The sequence below is a fragment of the Paenibacillus aquistagni genome, assembly GCF_900177815.1.
Taxonomy (GTDB): Bacteria; Bacillota; Bacilli; order Paenibacillales; family Paenibacillaceae; genus Paenibacillus_B; species Paenibacillus_B aquistagni.
Window position 1 is genome coordinate 94344 of record NZ_FXAZ01000005.1, and the last position, 20399, is coordinate 114742.

Here is a 20399-nt window from a genome sequence, read left to right on the forward strand (position 1 = left end):
AGGTTATTGGTACAACAAAGGGAGGACTAACCTTTTATGAAGAAAAAAATAAAATGGCTGATTGTGATTATCATCGTGTTAGGTATCAGCTACGGACTCTATCAATTCAGCAAGCCGAATACACCCGCTATGAACAACAATGACCTGGATTCCATGATCACCTTTGACATCTCGAAGGAAACTCTAATCCATAATATCGAGGTAAAAGGCAAATCCACCTATGAAAAGGAAACGATCGTATACGCCCCTTTCACTGGCAAGGTAGAGAAGTGGACCATGAAGGACGGCCAGCAGGTCAGCAAGGGCGATGTGCTCTTCCAATTAAGCACGAAAGAACTAAAGCAAGACATCGCTCAAACGGAGGCGAATCTGAAGAAGCAGGATCTTGAGAAGCAATTGGCAGAATTCCAGCAGCAAGCAGCTGGAGCAAATGCTGCGATGGAGATGACAGAAGAAGAAGCCAAGCGTCAATTCATTGAACGCGAGAGCGCTAAGCTGCAGCGTGAATTAAGTCAGGTCACAACCGATATTCAAGTCGAAGATGTGAAGGAAAAAAGAAATAAAATGAACCAAGCCCAGTACAAGGCGGCGACATCCGGCATTTTCTTGTATGATGATGCCTCCAAGCTGCCGCAGCTTGTCCAAGAAAATGAACGAATCGGCAAGATTGTCGATATGAGCAAGCTCCAGCTTGTCACCTTCGTAGGCGAACAGGATGTCTTCAATATTAAAGAAGGAATGCCTGTTCAAGTGACTATTAATGCGTTGAAGGATATTACGCTATATGGTGACGTGCTGAAAGTATCTAAATTTGCAAAAAGCGGAACGGAAAGCAACAGCAGTCAGCCTGCTCAATTCGAAGTCATCATTAGTCTTGAAAAGAGCGAGCATCTTATTGCAGGCTTAAGCCTGACCGGTCAGATCGAGACGGAACGCAAGGAAGGCGTGATCGTCGTCCCAACGGTTGCCGTGATGAAAGATGAGGCAGGCTCGTACGTCATGCTTCGTCAATCCGATGGACAAGTCATCCGCAGAGATATCCAAACAGGCATGGAAACGCCTGAGAAGATCGAAGTTAAGGAAGGACTTCAAATGGGTGATGTCGTAGTCCTGCAATAGCCGCCTAATGCTGATGAACTGCATCTCTATCGATGACAGCTGGCATGAATGCACGATATAACACAATCCTCATTCTTGATACTTATCTTTTCATCCTAAGTGCTCATTCTAAAATTGCTGATTGAACCACCAGCTTGCTCAAAAAAAGGCTCGCATCCCATTAGGATGACGAGCCTTTAACTTATTCTGATTCCGGCTAATCCTTCACACTGTTGCTGCGCTTTGCATCGCTTATCGCTTGAATCAACTCTTCTTCAAGCTGCCTTAAGCCTGCAAGATCCTCATGTTCCCAAATCTCATTGAAGCGACTTTGATATTGAAGCGCCTCATGGATCTGATGGTAGAAGTACAGTTCCTGAATGAAGGTCAAGCAATTCTGCACAATTCTCGACTTATCTTCGAAGCTGCGCTGAGCATCAAGAATCTCATGACGAATGCTTGTCATTTCGTTATCAAGAATAAAGGCCGCTTCAGCTGCCTTTTTAAGACGTTCTTTCACGTCCTCAGGAAGTCGGTCCCGAAATTTATAGTTCAGCGAATGCTCAATCGTAGCCCAGAAGTTCATTGCCAGAGTACGGATTTGAATCTCAGCCAGCACGAGCTTCTGCCCAAGGGCTGTCTGTACAGGGTATTCCACAATCATATGGAAGCTGCGATAGCCGCTGTCCTTGAAATTCGTAATATAATCTTTCTCATAGAGCACACTCATATCCTTACGGTTACGAATCAATTGCGCAACATAACGAATGTCCTCTACAAACTGGCACATGATCCGAATCCCGGCAATGTCTTCTATGCCCTGCTCAATATCTTCCATCGGGATATGAAGCCGTCTCGACTTCTCCAGGATACTCGATATTTTCTTTACCCGTCCCGTTACGAATTCAATCGGTGAATATTCTTCACGCTTCTTAAGCTCGTTTCGCATGGTCTTGAATTTGACCTTCAGCTCTTCGACGGCTTGTTCATAAGGTAATAAAAACTTTCCCCAGTCTCTTCCGTCCATCTCTACGCCTCCTGTCCTTACAACCGTTCATGCTTGCTAAGGCGACAGGCCAATTCATCAGCGATGATCTCGACCGATCGCCTCTGAGATATGCTTGTAGCCATCACGCTGAAGCAGTTCTTTTAGTCCTTTTGCTAACTCGCGGTTCACATCTGGGCCGCGGTAGATAAAGGAGGTATATATTTCTACCAGGCTTGCACCTGCACAAATCTGGGCATAAGCATCCTCTGCTGTGAACACGCCGCCCGATCCGATAATCGGAATCTTCCCTTCCGTCAGCTGATACACTTGGCGGATGACATCTGCTGACCGTTTAGTCAGAGGTCTTCCGCTTAAGCCCCCAGTTTCTGAACGGTTTGCGTGCGTTGTTCCCATGCGGGATAAAGTTGTATTCGTCGCAATGATTCCCGACACGCCGCTGTCAACGATCGTCTCTGTCATGTGCGCCAGTTCCTCTTCCGTGACATCCGGTGCAATCTTGACCAATACAGCCTTATTCTTACCAGCAGATTCATTTTGCTTTTTCATTTCCAGCACAATTTGCCCCAGCAGCTGGCGAAGCTCCTCGCCGTGCTGAAGATTGCGGAGATTAGGCGTATTCGGGGAGCTGATGTTGACTACGAATAGGTCTGCTTCCGAATACAGCTTGCGAATGCATGTAAGATAATCCTCGTGCGCTTGATCGTTCGGGGTAACTTTATTTTTACCGATGTTCACCCATACCGGCACCGTGTGCTGCTTCAATGCTGTCAATCGATTCAGCATGGCATCCGCGCCTTCATTATTGAAGCCCATTCGATTAATAAGCGCTTCGTCAGGAGGCAGTCGGAACATTCTTGGCTTGTCGTTGCCAGGCTGCCCCACAGGCGTTACGGTTCCCACCTCAAGAAAGCCAAAGCCTACAGCTGACATCCCTCTAACCGCTTCTGCATTCTTATCAAGTCCTGCTGCTAGACCAATTGGACTATGAAAGTGAAGACCAAATACATCGGATGCAAGCATCGGGTCTTCCTTGACACCATACAGCCCTTTTATTATCGCCAGCGCTCCTGGAATTTTCCCAGCCGCAGACATGCCTCCCATTACAGTATGATGCGCACGTTCAGGGTCCATACGGAAAAATATAGGTTTCAGAAAATTACGGTATAACAAAAGATGTCACTCCGTTCGTCAGTTATCATGTAATTAATTCTAACATAAAATCATATTAAATGGTTAGCTTGATTCCACTTCTTGCCGAATCCACAACACACCTATGCATCAGTTTAATCGTTTGATGAATAAAAGAAAAGTACTCCCGAAATGAAATCTATAGCCCAAAAAAGAGAAACCGTTTACAATAGTAGTATACGATTTTTGTATTCATTCTAGATCATTCTCATGACAAGTGATGCAAAGAAAGGTGATGAACATGTCTGTCAAACGAGTCAAGCCAACCATGTCTCACAAGCAGCAAGAAGAAGTCAATCGCAGCGCACTGAAATGGGTGGTGGGCTCCTTAGGCTTCATCGTCTTGGTCCTAATCGTTCTCATGGTACTGTATTTATAATGTTCTGAGCAAAAAAATAGATCCGCAGACTGCAAGCTAGCGCCAAGCAGTCTGCGGATCAAGAGTTCAATCCCTACAGCCATTTATAAATCTTATGGGGATTATCCTGCTTCGGTGTCAGTGGCACGCGATATCTGTCCCCTTCAGGCACATGCTTCTCATCAGGCAGCACACCTGATGTAATCGTTACTTTTGTCCCCATAGGCACGAGGTCGAACAACTCCTCTACATCCTCACGCAGCATCCTTACGCATCCTAGCGATTGATCCTGGCCCATGCTCTCTGGTTCGTCCGTTCCATGGATGGCGTATAAGGTGTCCGATAGCGTCATTCCTCTGCTCCCAAAGGCCCCCGTTGCACTTCCATTAGGATTCACGACTTTCTCCGAGATCACAAACTCGCCTTCTGGCGTCCGCTTTCCACCAAGGCCCACCTCATAATTGCGGAGAATCTGATCCCCGCTAATGATTGCCAGCCGATGATTGGCCTTATCGACAACGATGCGCAGCGGCCCGCCAAATGGATGGGTGCTTGAAGCAGGATGTTCCTTCCAAAGCTCCTCGCCGCCTTTTTCCGTCAGAGGTGCGCCGAATGCTTTCCATTCCGCATAAGCCTTTTCGTAATACGGAATAAGAAGCTTGTCCACTCCAGCAATCGTATTGTTCGGATAGCCTGCTGCCAGCTGATGAAGATCAGAAGGCGGTTTTTTTCCAAGCGTCAGAACCGCCGACAGAATTGATCTCGCCTGCATCATCCGCTCTTGATCCTCTGCCCAGCTTTGCGCCTTGATTTTGCTCTTCGCCCGCTCCTCCTCGCATTCACAATCCGCTTGCTGCAGCTGTGTTACCTGCGAGATACGCTTCTTATCGGTTGCCTGCAGCGCATATACAGGCTGCGGCTGCTGCGTCCAGAGCTTCCACCGCCCTGCATCGTCTTGTTCAACGATTAGGGAAGAGGCATCAGCGCTTATCCTCTCCTGCAGCAGCTTCGCCAACAGCTCACCTTGTTTGCCCGCAGCCCCCTTGACCGATAAGTAGATATGGTCCTGAACGGCCACATTCGGCTTTTCCACTTCTACCATATCCTTTGGATCTTCCACCTGCTTCACTGGGCTCATAGAGGGCGCATCTGCATCACTTGTGATCAGGATTGTTCCCATAATAAGCAAGAAGAGTGCTGTAGCAATAGTGCGCATGATGAGCTTCTGCCGTCTTTTCTTGTCCTGCTTCCATAGAACGATCTGCTGTCGCTTCTCTCTTGCCTCAGCTTCCATCTCCGCTGGCAGCGGCTCATTTTCAAACGCCTTATAGATATCGCCTGCTTCATTGAAGCAGTATTTCGCTTTATTCAGCTCTCCCATTCGTTCATACTCTTTGCCAAGCAAGTACCACGCCATCCGACTGTCTGGGTGGGATTCCACGTATTTCTTCATATAGGCTTGATCTTTAGCAGAGAATCCGGCATCCTCCTGCCTCTTGTTCATGTTAGCCCTCCTGCTGATCCATGGTCTACCCTTATTGCTTCAGCGATGCTGCAGATGAATGCCTGATCATTTTTACATGTGCAGCATCACGAACAACGATTGTGTCTAGAGCTTGAATCCAATCTACTCGGAATCCGAACTCCTCGGCAAAAAATCGAACAGGCACGTACAATCTTCCTTTGATAAGCAGCGGAGCCTGATCCATCATTATCGCTTCCGACTTGCTCCCTACTTGCCGTACTGCCTCTCGTTCATTCGGTTCAAAATGATAGGCTGTCTCTCCTGCTGACAGCTTCGCCTTTCCATCGGATGCATCCCAAGCCGAAGAGAGACCAATGGCATCCCCCAATGCCCGAATCGGAAGATAGGTTCTTCCTTCATGCAATAGTGGTGGCGCATCACTAACAATCAACTGCTGATTGTATACAAGCAGCGGTCTCTTTTCTACGCCTGCTGCCAGTTGATCCAATGCCTGCTCAGGAAGCTGATAGTGCTTCAAGATCCGAATGGCACTGTTGAAGGAATCGGTTATGGCAATCGCACCATTTGGAAGTACCGCCACTCCTGTCGGCTCATGCAGCAATGCTTGTGAAGCAATGCCGTCTTGATATCCTGCTGTAGTACTGCTCCCTGCTATGGTGTAAACACGCTTGTCTCGAATTAATCGTATCGCATGATTGTTGCGATCCGCCACCACGAGACTCCCGTCTTGCAGCTCTGCAAGTCCAACAGGATAATGAAACCACGCCTCACTTGCTGCCCCATCTCTGTAGCCAGGCGGTGCATATAAGCTGTTCTTCGCATACCATTGAGATGAGCTGAACCGATTGCCGCCAGCGATCGTGGACACCTGCCGCTTCTTAAGATCGATTTGACGGATACGCTGGTTGCCTGAATCACTAATAATCAGTGTCCCATCCTGAGCAACGATAATCGCTGAAGGCTCGTTGAACTTTGCTTGTTCCAATGCGCCATCCTTATAATCACCCGCAGCTGCAATAGCCCCCTTCGAATATTCGACAATTCGATCTGTTGGTGCGGTCAGCGTGACCACTTTTCCGGTTGAATCAATGCTTCGAATCACATGATTCAAAGAGTCCGCAACATAAAGCGTTCCATCCTCGGCAAGCGCGATGCCGTGCGGTGAATGGAACCGAGCCTTGGCGCCCACTCCATCCTGCAAGCCAGCAAGTCCGTCTCCTGCTATTGTTGTTACGTTGCCCATCGGGTCAATTTTGCGAATCACATGATTGCCTGAATCTGCTACGTATACCGTTCCATCCTGCGCCTGCACGATAGCCGAGGGCTCATTGAACAAGGCAGTAGCAGCCTTGCTGTCATGCCAGCCGCCGTGTGGCAGTCCTGTGTCAAGGGGACCGAGCCACGCTCCAGCGATAGAAGTTGTCCCCTGCATCGTCCATTTGCGGATGATATGGTTGCCCGTATCTGCCACAAGCAATGAGCCATCCGCTGCAGCGAACAAGCCAGAAGGATTGCGATAAGCTGCCCGATCAACGCTGCCATCACGATAGCCCGGCGCTCCTATACCCGTCAATGAATCCATTTCATACCATTCTGGTGACTGCAGCCAATCCTTCGCATCGAATCTAGGCGATTTCATCACAGAGAGTGTATCGGTCTTATTAGGTTTAGCGGCAGAAGCAGCGATGGCCCGCCCGCCTCCAAACATGCCATGTACCGCTGCTGCTTGAACAATGATAAGCATACAAACGAGTGACAAGCATCGTTTAAACCATTGATGATGCAACCATCTATTCATACTCTTACTGCTCCTTATCCTGTACCCGCTCCAAATAGATAACGAGATGTGTAGTTGTTAAGGTTGTTGGATCGGTATAGCCAATTGATCCTTTGAAGCATGTGCTTCGATTAGCTTTCCGGCGGCATCATACATTTTAACGTCCTTGATGGAGATTACCAGCTTCGCTTCCTGAAGCGCTGTCACGGGAAGGGATAGAAGCACATCGCCATTTTCAAGCGACACTGCGCCAGCGCTCGTCTTCAGCACCCGATAAACCAGTTGTTTACCATCAGGCCTCATCTGATCAACTGCTGAGGAGGAGGCATGTTCAGCAGCCGTAAAGGCAATGCCCAGCTTCCCATTGGCTCCGTGTCTATATTTTTTCTTGTCTGGGCCTGTCAGTTCGATCATATCCCAATCTCCGCCTGCAACCTCAAAAGTTAATTCTACAGCACTTACCTGCGGGGGCGCATCAAACCTTGCCAGCAGCACATTAACCATAACCCGACTTCCAGCAGTTGCATCCTTAGAATTGGTGCCAAGTTCAATGACGTTAGCCGGTTTCGGTTCTGGCTCTGGTTCCGGTTCTGGTTCCGGATCAGGATTTTCCGGCTTGCCGCCGTTTCCATCGCCTCCACCAGTGGAGGTTTCTCCCGTTCCGCCTCCGGAATCGCTGCATGCATAATAGGCGGATGCATGTGTGCACAGCTCCTCATTAGCGGTCAGTCGATCCTTCTCATACTGCAGCTTCTCTTGGGCGCTGAGGCGGTCCTTATATTTCTCTTCAAGCTCGGCCTGCGCTTTTTGATCAAGTTCCTTCTGATTCTGTAGACGCTGCTGCCAGGCAGCCTCCAGCTCTTTTGTCAGCTGTCCCAGCCGATCAGACATGTCAACCTTAACCGACTCCTGCTCTATTAGCTGTATGTTCTGCTGCATCGAACGCTCATCATCTGTCAGCTTAAGCGTGATATGATTCGCATTCAGCCCTGCCTCCTTCAGCCAGCTTGTCAACACCGGCTTTGAGACCACTCCATTCGCTTCCGCCTTAAGCATAACTGCGCCTATCATATAGTCGATATTATGCTTAGCACGCTCTAGAAGCTCCTCTGTTATCGATGTAGCACTTCCGTCCTTTCCAAGCTCCGCATACGATTGTAAAGAAGGTGAAGAGAAATCAGGGGACTCTGCAAATGCCTTCGTCCACTTTTCCCACAGCTGATTATTCTCCTCCACGGCATCTTGATAGCCTGCAGCCATCGCTTCAATCATAGCCGCATCCTTCTCATTAGCGAGCAGCGCGGGATCTATGTAGCTGATAAATGCACGAACATGGCCGTTATCTGCTTGTCTTGGAATAAATAAAGCAGATTGTGCCGGATATACCTTGAGCTGATCCAGCATAAGCATAGACTGATCCCCATAGGAGGACTTAGTGTGATGGTTTAGCTCTTGGACAGGGTAGCGCACTTCTACAACCCCCGCTGCCACCTGCAGTCGAGAACGGCCATCTGCTGGGCTCACATGCACGCCAAACTGAGTACCACGAACAGCCATCACCGTAGTAGGCGTCTCCAGCTCAAATCTAGCATCCGCACCTGCTGCAGACTTCACCTTCAGCCATGCAGATCCTGACCACACACTAATCTTCGTCTTGATTCCTTTTTCACTCTTCAACGAAGCAAAGGTAACGTCCGAGTCCTCTCCAATTGTTACTGTATCTTCTTTGTCTCCACCAACAAGCTGCAGGACAACTTTGGATTCCGCGCCTGTTACGATTCGGTCTCCTTCATTAATGCTCATTTTTTTGAAAACCTGAATGGCTTTTTTGCTTCCTGTCTTTGTGACCGAAGCTTTTCCTTTCCAGTCTGTTACAACGGCGGCCCGGACAAGCTTATCCTGCGCCATTATCTGATGAGGCTGTACGCCAAATAGGATCGGCATAATCAACAGCAAGACGGCAATGTAACGTGTCGCTCTCATCACAGACCTCCTCTCTTCATGTTTATCGGCAATGAATGGTTTTCGTTCAAGTTTTTGAATAGCGAACAAATTCTGAATGACAGTATTCATCGTTTTCCAAGGAGCTCACTTAATTCCATCGGTTCCGACTTCCCTTTAAGCTCCACCCTTCCAATTGAGTGTAATTCATAGGCTGACTCTAATCTTGCAGCCGCTTTTGGCCCAATGACAATTCTCCCAGGCAAAGCCTTACCTTCAAGTCTTGCAGCAACATTGACGGTGTCGCCGATTGCCGTATAATCCATCCGAAGCGACTCCGACCCAATATTTCCCACTACCGCTTCGCCGCACTCAAGCCCTATCCCAAATTGTATTCCACGCCCATATTCTGCTTCCATATCTGCTGTCCACTTTTCAGCCAGCCGAGTCAATTCTAAGGCTGCATCCGCTGCAAATTCGACATGGCTCTCCAGTCGCTGAGGCGCACCAAATATCGCCATTACGCCATCTCCCAAAAATTTGTCAAGCGTACCCTGGTGTCGGAATACAGTTTCTGTACACATATGCAGATAACGGTTGAGAATAGAGAGCGTTTCTTCCGGAGAAAGCTGTTCAGCAAGCGGAGTGAAGGACCTGATATCGATAAACATCACGGTGATATCCATACGGACTCCCCCTGGCTTAATCGGGTCCTTAGAGGCCAATAAAGCAGTAACGACATCCGGGGAAACATAGCGTCCAAACAAATGCGTCACGTGTTTGCGAAGAGCGCGTTCATCACTGCTCTTTTTTGCCGTAACGACGACAAATCCAGCTAGTATCCCTAACAAACCATATAAGAACGGAATATAGGTATCGGTTAGATAAAAGCACATATACCCTATACTCATATATAATAAGATAATTAACCCGAAGCTGATATAGGTCTTGAAGCCTTTAAAATAAGCCGCTGAAATAGAAGCAAGCAGCGTAATGATAAAGATCATGATCAGGCCGACCATAGGGTTTATCTCTTGATAATAGTCGTGCTCAAGCAGTGATTGAATCATGTTCGCATGAATCTCTAATCCGAATAAAGGAATAGATCGGCTCACCGGTGTAAGATGTCGATCACCTAACGTCTGTGAATAGGGGCCTAGTAAGACGATCGTATCCTTGTAATAGTTAGGATCAATATGGCCTAGTAAAACATCGGAAAACGATTGGCGATCATATCCTCTAAGCGCCCCTTTAATCGAATCATAGGCAGTAGAGTAATAATCAATGCGAACTTGATAGCGATCATTCGTTGGAATGATGCGGTTGCCCTGAATCCAAACTTTTTTGTCTGCATCCCATATGATCTGTTCTCTCTTCTCTAAAAGCGCGTTCGCAAGTCGAACGCTTAGCGCTGGAATCATGTTTCCCTCTTCATCAGGAAGCCCGAGCGTCAATCTTCGAATGATGCCATCTTGATCCTGCATCACATTGACATGGCCAAGCTGATTCTTGTCAGCTCCAATCGTGCTGGCAGGTCGATCCAAACGCTCGATCTCAAGGGAATGCTTATCTTTTTGAAGCAGCGGAAAGACTGCTTGAACAGGAACATAGATGGAAGGCCAACGCTTCATCACCTCAGATAATCGTTGATCATCTTGCGCATCTGCGGACGGTTCCAAGAGCAGCAGGTCGATCGCGACAGCTTTTGCCCCTGCTGACATCAGTTCATCCGCCACATCCGCATATAACGATCTCGGCCAGGGAAAGCTCCCCAGTGTCTGCAGTGATTCATCATCAATGACAATCATTTTGATTCGATCATCAGGCAGCCGTTCTTCTTCGGACTTAAGCAGCAGCACATCTCGAAAGGCATTCTCGGTAACTTGCAGAATGCCGCCTGATCCCCCTATGTATAATCCTCCTAATATGAGCGTTATCAAACAAGCTATTATAATAGGAAATGTTTTTGTGTGCATATCCATCTCCCTTCTTTTATCTATTTCATTGTAATGGCTATATAGGAAATTTAAAACTACAAGATTCGAAGCCGCACTGCATAACGTGACAATTTTCTCATTGGATTCGACAAAAAAACCCCCGCTTCACGCGGGAGTTTCTTCGCTTGTTGGTTGTGTTGGTTGATCTCTATATATCATGACAAATCATCATGTAGATAATAACGAATTAATTGAACGGAGTGTCCGCGATCTTAATGGAGTCTGTTGGACATCCATCAGCAGCATCCTGCAGGTCGTCAAACAAATCTTCTGGAATCTCGGTAATTCCTTGATTGTTGTCGCCTTCATAGATGACTTCAGCTAGACCTTCATCATCGTAATCGTAAATATCAGGTGCTGTTGCTCCGCAAGCACCACATGCAATGCATGTATCTTTCTCAACCCAAGTATATTTTGCCATTACTTTGTTCCCTCCTGGTTAACTACGATCTACTTTCTCGTTCCTCCGTAATCACTATAATACAAAGATGGTGGAAATTCAAACGATTTTCCTTGACAAATCAGGGTCTATTCCGTGTGAGAACGGATTAATTGAGATGCATGTAAATCCATTTTTTACCACATATTGATTAGAGACAACATTTATCCCGTTATGTCTCCTTTTTATTATCTTGCTCCCATTCCCTCAAAAAATCTGTTTCCAGAGATGTCCCGCGCCGTTTATGGTTGCGAAGCAATACTGACGGATCATCACCCAGCATGCCGAGCGTAACGAGCGAATTCTCACCATACTTGTCCCTTATTTTGTCCATCGTTTCATTTAATTTATCTTTTTTCGGCTGCTCTTCATAATCAAATAAATCCAGTTGGACTGCTGCTTCTTCCTTTATCACTAAATTCTGGCCCGTGATGCCCAGCAATCGAATAGGCTCTCCATGCTTCCAATGCCTGTGATACAAGCGCAAGGCTTCTTCCAGCATTCTGTTGCGGTCGTCCGTTGGCGTTTCGAGTGTCACAGATCGAGTAATCGTCTTCATGTCCGGGGACCGAATCGTTAGCTGGATCGTGTGGGCAAGCACATGCTGCCTGCGGATTCGCCTAGTCACCTGATCCGCAAGATTAAGCAGCACTCGCTTCACATCCTCCTCCGTATCCACATCTGCGGGAAGCGTTGTTGAATGTCCGATGGACTTGGCCGCTTCTCGTTCCGGCTTTACTTCTCCGTCATCTATTCCGTTCGCCGCCTGCTTCATCGCATGCCCATATGTCCCAAAGGCGTGCACAAGTCTATCCTCATCCGTTTTGGCAAGCTCCCCAATCGTTCGTATGCCCATACGTTCAAGCTTAGCAGCTGTTTTCTTCCCTACCCCGAACAATTCGCCACACGGTCGATGCCACATGAGCTTCGGCACTTCTCGAATTCTAAGCACGGTGATTCCATTTGGCTTCTTCATATCCGAGGCCATCTTGGCGAGCAGCTTATTGGGAGCTATGCCGATGGAGCATGGAATCAATAGCTGTTCACGAATCCGGCCCTGAAGCTCCTTAGCAATATCCAAGGGTGTGCCAAAGCTTTTTGAGCCCGTAATATCCAGATAGCATTCATCAATAGATACCGGCTCCACCAGCGGTGTGTACGATCTCGCTATTTCTAGAAAGGCCCTTGAATAGGTACGATACAAATCAAAATCCGGCCTAATGAGGATGAGATCGGGACAAAGCTGAGTAGCTTGTCTTACTGTCATTCCCGTCTTCACTCCAACTGCGCGAGCTGCATAGGAGCATGTCACGACGATGCCTTTTCTTAGCTCTGTACTCCCAGCGACAGCAGTAGGCTTCCTGTGATATTGTTCAGGATCCTCAGCCTCATGAACAGAACAGTAAAAAGCGTTCATGTCCAAGTGAAGAATCACTCTTCCCTTCGCTGGATAGTAACGCTTCACATCGACAACCGATTCATCCGCACTCATCTCTTCTTCCTCCATCATCACCTTCTTTTCTTATTTTACCATAATAAAAGGATCAAGTTCTTCCAATAATGCTAATCATGCCTTCATCCAGCATCACACTTCTCACTTTCCTAGCGTATGCCAATCATCTTAAAGAGCATGAAAGCGATTTTCTCCTATTGAACATTATATAAACATGTCACACTTGTTATGCTCTTGTCCGCGAAGTTCTGAAACTTCCACTATACAAGCCAAAATCCGATGCTATAATAGGAAAATAAAACTTACCATATTCATCCACACTTCAAAAAAGGAGGGCCATCTCATGACGACATCCATTGCCATCTTCGACACAACGCTTCGAGACGGTACACAAGGAGAGGGCATTAGTCTTTCTGCAGACGACAAAATCAAGATTGCGCGTAAATTAAATGCACTAGGTGTTCATTATATTGAAGGCGGAATTCCTGGAAGCAATGGCAAGGATATCGAGTTCTTTCATCGAGCCAAAACCTACAGCTGGAGCTCTAAGCTCACTGCATTTGGCAGTACGAGAAGAAAAGACTCGCGAGCTGAACAAGATATAAGTCTCAATCGAATGATTGAAGCGCAAGTACCAGCAGCAACGCTCGTCGGGAAATCATGGGATTTTCACGTGCATACTGCCCTTCAAACAACGCTGGAAGAAAACTTGGCCATGATCGGAGATTCGATTGCTTATCTTAAGCAGGCTGGCCTTGAAGTTATGCTTGATGCAGAGCATTTCTTCGATGGATACAAGCACAATCCGGAATACGCAAGAGCTGTGCTGCGACGCGCAGAAGAAGCCGGGGTTGATTGGATTGTAATGTGCGATACGAATGGAGGAAGCTTGCCGCAGGAGATCGCTGAGATCGTGACCAGCGCAGTTCAAACGGTTAAAGTAAAATTAGGCATTCATACTCATAATGATTGCGAGCTGGCTGTTGCCAATGCTCTCGCTGCGGTTCAGGCAGGAGCTCTTCAGGTTCAAGGTACCATCAACGGCTATGGCGAACGCTGTGGCAATGCGAATCTATGCTCCATCATTCCTACGCTGCAGTTGAAGATGAATTATGATGTGCTGCCTCAAGATCAGCTTAAAGATCTCACAAGCGTTGCGCGATACGTCAGCGAGATTGCCAACGTGCATATGCCTGTCAATCAGCCTTATGTCGGCAATGCAGCCTTCGCACACAAAGGAGGCATTCATGTCTCGGCCATCATGAAGGATTCGAGAACATATGAGCATATCGAGCCTGAGCTTGTAGGCAATACACAGCGCATCCTTGTGTCCGAGCTCGCTGGACAGAGCAATGTGTTGTCTAAAGCGGCACAGTTGGGATACGAGCTGGATGCTACCAATCCTGAGACTCGATCCATCATTGATCGGATTAAGGAGCTTGAGCATCAAGGCTACCAATTCGAAGGTGCAGACGCCTCTTTAGAACTGCTGCTTCGAAAAGCAACTGGACAATTCCAGGATGCCTTTACCTTCGAATCCTTTAAGATCATTACCGATATGGCAAGCGACGACTCTTCCTGCTCAGAAGCCATTGTCAAGCTGATGATTGATGAAGAGACCATCCTTACAGTGGCAGAGGGCAACGGTCCAGTCAATGCGCTCGATAATGCCCTTCGTAAAGCGCTCGTGCGCCATTACCCTGATATTGAGCATATGCATCTTACTGATTATAAGGTTCGCGTGCTCGATGAGAATGATACAACGGCAGCCAAGGTTCGTGTGCTTATTGAGTCTACCAACTTCGGCAGCACCTGGAGCACCGTTGGTGTATCCTCTAACGTCATCGAGGCAAGCTGGGAAGCTCTCGTTGACAGCTTCCGTTATGCTCTGATCGGCAAAGAAAAACAATCCTTGCTGAGTGAGCGCAAAGAACAGCTTGGAATTGTAAATCATTAAGATCGACAATAGTTAACATAAATATTGGTCCAAACTGACACCGAAGACTTGCGAATGCCACTCTATTTGCAGGCTGTAGTCTCCCTAAGGATTACAGCCAAGGCACATTCGTAAGGATCCATCGGTGTCTTTTTATGTAAGCAGGCTATTGAATCTGCTCTTGAATCAAGGATTCTCATTCAACAAATTAACAATCGCTTTTTCAATATCCTTGACTGGCCGCATGCCAATAAATACGTGGCGCACAACGCCATTGCGATCAATGAGCAGATTAGTCGGGAAAGCCATGCCGTTATATTTCTGAAAAATATCACCCTTGACATCCATCAGGATCGGATTGACAAGACTATACTGATCGACAAATTGTTGAGCTTTTTGAATCGTATCATTAGAGGTAACATTTACGGAGTACATATCCAGCGAATCCTTGTATTTCCCATACAACTTGACTAGATCCGGAGCCTCAGCCTGACAAGGCCCGCACCAAGATGCCCAGAAGTTAAGAAACAACAGCTTATCCCGCTTTCCTCCTACCTCATAGCTTGTCTTGCCATCTATTGATTGAAGTGCAAAGGCAGGCGCCATGTAGCCTACACGCGGCGCTTCCTCGGTCGAGACGATCGCTTCCTGTGCGGAGCCTCGCTCCTCTCCACTTACGTTATGATTATTCGCCACGGTAACTGCAACGAGAATAACAAGCAGCAGGAGAACCCCTGTGCTTTTTTTCATGCCTTTCATCCCTTTCTCATTTAGGTCTACAGCATTTATCATACCCTTTTTTTCTCAATAATACGACAGCATGCACACAAGGAATCTAGGGAACGTTAATTAGCATGTGAACAACGATAGAGATGGAGGCCATCATGGAACAGACCAACTCGAAGCAGGAAGCCAAGCAGCCAGAACAATCCAAATGGATCGAATACATTGCACTCGCATCCGTCCCGCTTGTGCTCGTTCTAGGCAATTCAATGCTGGTTCCCATCCTGCCTGATGTCAAAAGACAATTATCATTAACTCAGCTCCAGACCAGCTTGATTATTACGCTGTTTTCGCTTGCCGCAGGAATTATCATTCCGATAGCCGGTTATTTATCCGATCGCTATGGCCGCAAAAAAATCATTATCCCCGCTCTGATCCTATACGGTGCTGCAGGCGTCCTTGCAGGATTCGGCGCATTGTGGAAGTCTTACCCAATCCTAATTGCCGCAAGAGCGATCCAAGGGATTGGGGCAGCCGGAACTGCTCCGATTGCGATGGCGCTAGTAGGCGATCTATACAAGGGCGCCACTGAGAGCCAAGCGCTTGGACTGATTGAAGCGTCCAATGGTGCCGGCAAAGTAGCAAGTCCCATTCTTGGATCGCTGCTTGCTCTGTGGAGCTGGACGGTGCCTTTTTTTGCGTTCCCTGTATTTTGCGCGGGCTCCTTGGTCGCCATGATCTTTTTAATCAAAGAACCAAAAGCATCAGCAGACAAGAAAAAAATCCCCTTATCTGATTACTTGAAAAACATTAAGCAAATATTCAAGCAAAAAGGGCATTGGCTAATCCCCGCCTTTATATCCGGCTCTCTCGCTTTATTTATTTTGTTTGGCATTCTTTTTTATTTATCTGATATTCTTGAGGAAGCTCCTTATACCATAAAGGGGGTCAAAAAAGGGCTGGTGCTGGCTATTCCGCTTCTAGGGATGGTCATCACCTCTTTTACGACAGGAAGCCTGATTAAGAAAAACGGCGTGCTTATTCGCTGGCTAATGAACATCGGCTTAGCCTTAATGGCTGTCTCGCTATGCCTCACGATCTTCTTCAGCCGCAATCTATATGTGTTCATCGGTCTGATTACCTTAAGCTCTATAGGAACCGGACTTCTGCTGCCTTGTTTGAACACGATGATCACAGGCACAGTCGAAAAAGCAGAGCGCGGCATGATCACCTCCTTATACAGCAGCATGCGCTTTATTGGAGTGGCCCTTGGACCGCCTTTGTTCAGTTGGATGATGGACATATCGCACAAAATAATTTTTATAAGCGTTACGTCACTCTCCGCTATCGCTTTAGTGCTTGTCTTCTTCTTCATCAAGCCAGACAAGAAGGTAGCCTAGCGCTCTTCCCCTTAATCATTCAGCCAGCATATGCAAAAGTAAGCCGATAGCCGCACCTTCATCGTGCGTTATCGGCTTACTTATCTAATATCGGCTCAAGTACATATACATCTCGCGCAGGGTCGTTACCCGCCTCTTCATAGCCTTCTCAACAAACAAGATCCACAGCTCTCCTGTTGCTTTGGCATCGTGGAGTGCGTGGTGCCTTCGCTCGATCTCAATGTGATGCATCTGAGCAAGCGTATCCAGATCCAATTCCTTCTGCTCGGGATACAGCCACCTGGCAACAAGCATCGTATCCAGCATGCGATATCTCCACGTATGACGATGATAACGCCACAACGCATTGCGCAGGAATGCTTTGTCATGCCCGCTCGCATGGGCGATGATTAAGCGGTTGTCTACAAATCCAATAAAGCGGCTTAAGCCTGCTCCCACATCCGGGGCATGTGCGACATCATCATTAGATATTCCCGTGAGATATTCAATATGGGCAGGGATCTGCATGCCTGGGTTCAGCAGCTCATACATCACACTCGATTCTTCAGGCTCCCATGATATTCCGGTAATTTTCCTTGCCCCGATAGAGATTATCTCATCTGCATAGGGTTCAAAGCCCGTCGTCTCAAGATCTATTACCACAACCGGAAGCTCATTCAAGGGGATATCAAGCAGATCTGAGCGATTTTTGCCTTGCTGTGCCTTTCCTTTTTCCTTCGCAATTGAACGCTCATAAGCTTGCCTTGCCCCTTCTGAATGAAGGTGTGAGGAGCGATATACCGATTGGCTCCTCTCCTGTCTCGGGGGCTGCGCCCTCTGCTTCAGTGATGATTTTTCCATCCATCCTGCTTTTGCTCTTAAGCGCTGCAACCACCCGGAGCTACCGATCTTATCATCATCAACCATGCAAGTACCTCCGTTCCAGCCACTTAAGCCATTTCGTTATCGCATGGGAACTTGCCTTTAGACTGTCTTTTAGAGCTGGTGTTAATCGATCGGGATCAATCATTCCTGTTGATTGCCATTGCAGCTGCTCTTGGTATCCCTCTGCCTTAAGGCGGCACTCTAGCACAGCTTCCCAAGCTTGATCCGCTTCATGAATAGCTGCATGCAGAGCACCATCCTCGATAGTATGTTCGAGAAGCCAACTCAATCGCTCTTTGGTCGAAAGACCTTGCTCTGTATTCCCTACAATCCAACTTGTGTTGCGGGCAAGCTGAGCGATCGGGACATAGGTTCGATATTTGACATCAAAGCGTCCCGCCTCTTCACCGTAGCGTTCACGAATGAGCTTGCCAAAGCTATTATGAGCTCTTTTGCGATGCAGGAGGTTTGCCGTCAATGCGCTTGCCACATTTTCTCGCAGAGACGAAGGGGGCAGTTCCAAGGAATGGCTCCACCGTTTCGCAAGCTCGCTTTGGCCATATACCGCCCTCATGTCCATTGCCATCGTCAAATATCTGGTATTTTCCCAGCCTCTTTCTTGCATCCAGCGTCCTGTATTATTCTTCCATTCCGTGATCGACCCTTGCCATTGCCGATTGTTGGCTAACACTTTCCCAGAACAGGGAGCAAAACCGAGTTGAGTGAGCAAACTCGTAAACGTTTCTCCCCATACTGTAAAATACGCTTCCACGCGTGCTTGGAGCCATCCATGCTCATCTTCCCAGATTACCCCGTGATCCTGATCGCTCCAAGGTGTCATCTCTTTTCTTCCTCCACTGCCGAACCATACACAGACATAAGAGAGTGGAGCACTCCCTATTCCCTCCATCTCCATACATTCTTCTGTCCAAGCTGCTGCAGTGCGAAACAGATGATCATATATCCGGGTTATCATTCGATGCCTGTCAAGCGCAGTCACTTGTATGCTCGCATCTGATGAGACGGATCCATCAAGGAAGCAATCGGGACAATCAGGATTCATCCTTCCTGTGACGCTCCAATCGGAGATAGCACGCATCCATTCTTCGCGAATATGCCTCATCTCTTTCAACCGATCATCCATAGAACGTGAACGGTCCAAGGAGAAGCGTTGAAGCCAGTATTGCGTCAGCCTTTCTGTCATCGGCTCATTTGGATTAGTCAATGCGAAGCGTCTCGTCGGCTTTTGCCAGCACAGCTGCCTCCTGCGCTTGCAATGCCTTCATTTGTTCAGGATATCCGTAGCTTCCATGCTCACTCATGTCTAAGCCAACCAATTCCTCTTCTTCCGTGACACGAAGTCCAATGGTCCATTTCAAGAATCCAAGTACGACTACAGACAGCACAGCCACAAAGGCGAATACGCCTAAGATTCCGATCAACTGCACAAACAGCTGATTGATACCGCCTCCGTAAAATAATCCTGCCTTGCCTACCCCAACTGTCTCGACCAAGTGCGGAGCAGCGAACAGCCCCGTCGAAAGTGCTCCCCAGATTCCTGCCACACCATGAACGGAAAAAGCATAGATAGGATCGTCAATCCCCATCTTTTCGACCCACTGTGCGGTAAAAAATGTAACGACGCCCGCAACAGCTCCGATGACAAGGGCAGCCCATGGCTGTACAAATGCACAAGCGCCTGTTATGGCAACTAACGCCGCCAGTACGCCGTTCAGCATGCTCGGGATGTCAGCCTTGCCAAAAACCATCCAAGAGATGAGAAGGGCAGCTACTGCTCCTGCCGCAGCTGCAAGCTGGGTCGTCATCGCAACATATCCGAAGAAGCCATCATTTACAGCCCCAAGCGTACTTCCTGGATTGAATCCAAACCATCCAATCCAAAGTAGAATAACACCAAGCACAGAATATACCTGATTGTGTCCAGGAATCATGGCAGGCTTGCCATCAGGACTATACTTGCCAAGACGAGGCTTAAGGAGAATGGTTGCGATCAGCGCGGCCGTTGCGCCTTGCATATGGACTACAGCAGAGCCCGCGAAGTCCTGCATGCCTAGCTCCGCCAGCCATCCGCCGCCCCACACCCAGTGAGCAGCAACAGGATAAATAATGATTGTGAATAAGAAACCGAAGATGATATAGATGGAGAGTTTCGCACGTTCTGCGAATCCACCGCAAGCGATGGCTAAGGAGATTGCAGCAAATGCCATTTGATACAAAAACTTAATGGTAATGGGGACATCTGAACCGCTGAGGGAGCTAAATAAAGAAGCAGAGGTGGATTCATCTCCACCAAAGAAGTAGCCGGTCGTTCCAAAAAATCCATTCGTCTCGCCAAATCCAAGGCCAAAACCAAACATCCAGAAGGCAATCGCGCAGATTCCTAAGGTAAGGACCGTTTTGCCTGCAACATGACCTGCATTCTTCATTCGCGTTGAGCCCGCCTCTAGAAGCGCAAATCCGCCTTGCATCAGCAGCACCAGTACAGCTGCAATCAGGATCCACACTCCATCCAACCCTACCTTCAGCTCAGCTGTGGTCGCATCACCAGCTGCAAATGCAGAACTTCCGCCCAAAAGCAAGCTGATGAACACCATAGCAGATACCGACAACATTCTCGACCTATTCACGACCAACCTCATGACAGCCACTCCTTAATGTTAGTTTATATTACATGCTAAATAAGTATTGATGACATTATAATCATATTAG

General features: G+C 47.8%; 16 protein-coding genes. 4 read left to right on the forward strand and 12 right to left on the reverse strand.

Features of this window, described 5'->3' with window-relative positions; genetic code table 11:
- The first annotated feature begins 36 nt into the window (after positions 1–36).
- Positions 37–1119 carry an efflux RND transporter periplasmic adaptor subunit gene (locus B9Y93_RS16995; RefSeq protein ID WP_085496288.1) on the forward strand — a complete coding sequence of 361 codons (1083 nt, stop codon included), beginning with the start codon at positions 37–39 and terminating at the stop codon, positions 1117–1119.
- A gap of 196 nt (positions 1120–1315) precedes the next feature.
- Here B9Y93_RS16995 and yjbM read toward each other — a convergent pair whose 3' ends face one another.
- Both yjbM and B9Y93_RS17005 read right to left on the reverse strand, forming a co-directional pair.
- Positions 1316–2125, reverse strand: coding sequence for a GTP diphosphokinase (yjbM, locus tag B9Y93_RS17000; protein ID WP_085496290.1), 810 nt, complete (start codon positions 2123–2125; stop codon positions 1316–1318).
- A gap of 57 nt (positions 2126–2182) precedes the next feature.
- The gene (locus tag B9Y93_RS17005; protein WP_085496292.1) at positions 2183–3277 is read right to left on the reverse strand and encodes a quinone-dependent dihydroorotate dehydrogenase; all 1095 of its coding nucleotides are present in this window, start codon (positions 3275–3277) and stop codon (positions 2183–2185) included.
- A gap of 259 nt (positions 3278–3536) precedes the next feature.
- Here B9Y93_RS17005 and B9Y93_RS24640 point away from each other — a divergent pair, with 259 nt between their 5' ends.
- Complete coding sequence (locus tag B9Y93_RS24640; protein WP_176228965.1) at positions 3537–3674, forward strand: hypothetical protein; 138 nt, start codon at positions 3537–3539, stop codon at positions 3672–3674.
- 73 nt (positions 3675–3747) lie between these two features.
- Here B9Y93_RS24640 and B9Y93_RS17010 read toward each other — a convergent pair whose 3' ends face one another.
- From B9Y93_RS17010 to B9Y93_RS17035, 6 genes are all read right to left on the reverse strand, one after another.
- Entirely contained in the window at positions 3748–5157 is a 1410-nt protein-coding gene (locus tag B9Y93_RS17010; protein WP_085496293.1) for a L,D-transpeptidase family protein, read from the reverse strand.
- Between the two features lie 31 nt (positions 5158–5188).
- Positions 5189–6937 carry a stalk domain-containing protein gene (locus tag B9Y93_RS17015; protein WP_085496295.1) on the reverse strand — a complete coding sequence of 583 codons (1749 nt, stop codon included), beginning with the start codon at positions 6935–6937 and terminating at the stop codon, positions 5189–5191.
- A 57-nt stretch (positions 6938–6994) separates the two neighbouring features.
- Positions 6995–8899 (reverse strand): FecR family protein, encoded by a 1905-nt coding sequence (locus B9Y93_RS17020; RefSeq protein ID WP_176228966.1) that lies wholly within the window; start codon positions 8897–8899, stop codon positions 6995–6997.
- Between the two features lie 86 nt (positions 8900–8985).
- On the reverse strand, positions 8986–10833 hold the full coding sequence (locus tag B9Y93_RS17025; protein WP_085496299.1) for a CHASE2 domain-containing protein: 1848 nt from the start codon (positions 10831–10833) through the stop codon (positions 8986–8988).
- A gap of 208 nt (positions 10834–11041) precedes the next feature.
- On the reverse strand, positions 11042–11275 hold the full coding sequence (locus B9Y93_RS17030; protein ID WP_085496301.1) for a ferredoxin: 234 nt from the start codon (positions 11273–11275) through the stop codon (positions 11042–11044).
- A 190-nt stretch (positions 11276–11465) separates the two neighbouring features.
- A complete protein-coding gene (locus B9Y93_RS17035) occupies positions 11466–12785 on the reverse strand; it encodes a DNA polymerase IV (protein WP_085496815.1) in 1320 nt (439 codons plus the stop codon).
- A 304-nt stretch (positions 12786–13089) separates the two neighbouring features.
- On the opposite strand from B9Y93_RS17035, the gene cimA reads away from it, so the two are divergent.
- On the forward strand, positions 13090–14703 hold the full coding sequence (gene cimA, locus B9Y93_RS17040) for a citramalate synthase (RefSeq protein WP_085496303.1): 1614 nt from the start codon (positions 13090–13092) through the stop codon (positions 14701–14703).
- Between the two features lie 165 nt (positions 14704–14868).
- Here cimA and B9Y93_RS17045 read toward each other — a convergent pair whose 3' ends face one another.
- Positions 14869–15432: a TlpA family protein disulfide reductase gene (locus B9Y93_RS17045; RefSeq protein ID WP_085496817.1), complete on the reverse strand. Its 564-nt coding sequence runs from the start codon at positions 15430–15432 to the stop codon at positions 14869–14871.
- Between the two features lie 134 nt (positions 15433–15566).
- On the opposite strand from B9Y93_RS17045, the gene B9Y93_RS17050 reads away from it, so the two are divergent.
- Complete coding sequence (locus B9Y93_RS17050) at positions 15567–16805, forward strand: MFS transporter (protein ID WP_244903451.1); 1239 nt, start codon at positions 15567–15569, stop codon at positions 16803–16805.
- A gap of 84 nt (positions 16806–16889) precedes the next feature.
- Here the strand turns inward: B9Y93_RS17050 and B9Y93_RS17055 are convergent, their stop codons facing one another.
- Genes B9Y93_RS17055 through B9Y93_RS17065 form a run of 3 tightly spaced genes read right to left on the reverse strand, consistent with a single transcriptional unit; the run spans position 16890 to position 20329 of the window.
- Complete coding sequence (locus B9Y93_RS17055) at positions 16890–17711, reverse strand: exonuclease domain-containing protein (protein WP_085496307.1); 822 nt, start codon at positions 17709–17711, stop codon at positions 16890–16892.
- On the reverse strand, positions 17704–18894 hold the full coding sequence (locus B9Y93_RS17060; protein ID WP_085496310.1) for a DUF294 nucleotidyltransferase-like domain-containing protein: 1191 nt from the start codon (positions 18892–18894) through the stop codon (positions 17704–17706). Before B9Y93_RS17060 ends, B9Y93_RS17055 begins: the two co-directional genes overlap by 8 nt.
- On the reverse strand, positions 18887–20329 hold the full coding sequence (locus tag B9Y93_RS17065; RefSeq protein ID WP_085496311.1) for an ammonium transporter: 1443 nt from the start codon (positions 20327–20329) through the stop codon (positions 18887–18889). The genes B9Y93_RS17060 and B9Y93_RS17065 overlap by 8 nt, the downstream gene beginning before the upstream one ends.
- Positions 20330–20399 lie beyond the last annotated feature (70 nt).

What these genes read in the sequence shown, in the direction of transcription:
- B9Y93_RS17025 (WP_085496299.1), bottom strand. Translation starts at nt 10,833, where the DNA reads ATGCACACAAAAACATTTCCTATTATAATAGCTTGTTTGATAACGCTC.
- B9Y93_RS17055 (WP_085496307.1), bottom strand. Translation starts at nt 17,711, where the DNA reads ATGGTTGATGATGATAAGATCGGTAGCTCCGGGTGGTTGCAGCGCTTA.
- yjbM (WP_085496290.1), bottom strand. Translation starts at nt 2,125, where the DNA reads ATGGACGGAAGAGACTGGGGAAAGTTTTTATTACCTTATGAACAAGCC.
- B9Y93_RS16995 (WP_085496288.1), top strand. Translation starts at nt 37, where the DNA reads ATGAAGAAAAAAATAAAATGGCTGATTGTGATTATCATCGTGTTAGGT.
- B9Y93_RS17045 (WP_085496817.1), bottom strand. Translation starts at nt 15,432, where the DNA reads ATGAAAAAAAGCACAGGGGTTCTCCTGCTGCTTGTTATTCTCGTTGCA.
- B9Y93_RS17030 (WP_085496301.1), bottom strand. Translation starts at nt 11,275, where the DNA reads ATGGCAAAATATACTTGGGTTGAGAAAGATACATGCATTGCATGTGGT.
- B9Y93_RS17050 (WP_244903451.1), top strand. Translation starts at nt 15,567, where the DNA reads ATGGAACAGACCAACTCGAAGCAGGAAGCCAAGCAGCCAGAACAATCC.
- B9Y93_RS17010 (WP_085496293.1), bottom strand. Translation starts at nt 5,157, where the DNA reads ATGAACAAGAGGCAGGAGGATGCCGGATTCTCTGCTAAAGATCAAGCC.
- B9Y93_RS17015 (WP_085496295.1), bottom strand. Translation starts at nt 6,937, where the DNA reads ATGAATAGATGGTTGCATCATCAATGGTTTAAACGATGCTTGTCACTC.
- B9Y93_RS24640 (WP_176228965.1), top strand. Translation starts at nt 3,537, where the DNA reads ATGTCTGTCAAACGAGTCAAGCCAACCATGTCTCACAAGCAGCAAGAA.
- B9Y93_RS17035 (WP_085496815.1), bottom strand. Translation starts at nt 12,785, where the DNA reads ATGAGTGCGGATGAATCGGTTGTCGATGTGAAGCGTTACTATCCAGCG.
- cimA (WP_085496303.1), top strand. Translation starts at nt 13,090, where the DNA reads ATGACGACATCCATTGCCATCTTCGACACAACGCTTCGAGACGGTACA.
- B9Y93_RS17065 (WP_085496311.1), bottom strand. Translation starts at nt 20,329, where the DNA reads ATGAGGTTGGTCGTGAATAGGTCGAGAATGTTGTCGGTATCTGCTATG.
- B9Y93_RS17020 (WP_176228966.1), bottom strand. Translation starts at nt 8,899, where the DNA reads ATGAGAGCGACACGTTACATTGCCGTCTTGCTGTTGATTATGCCGATC.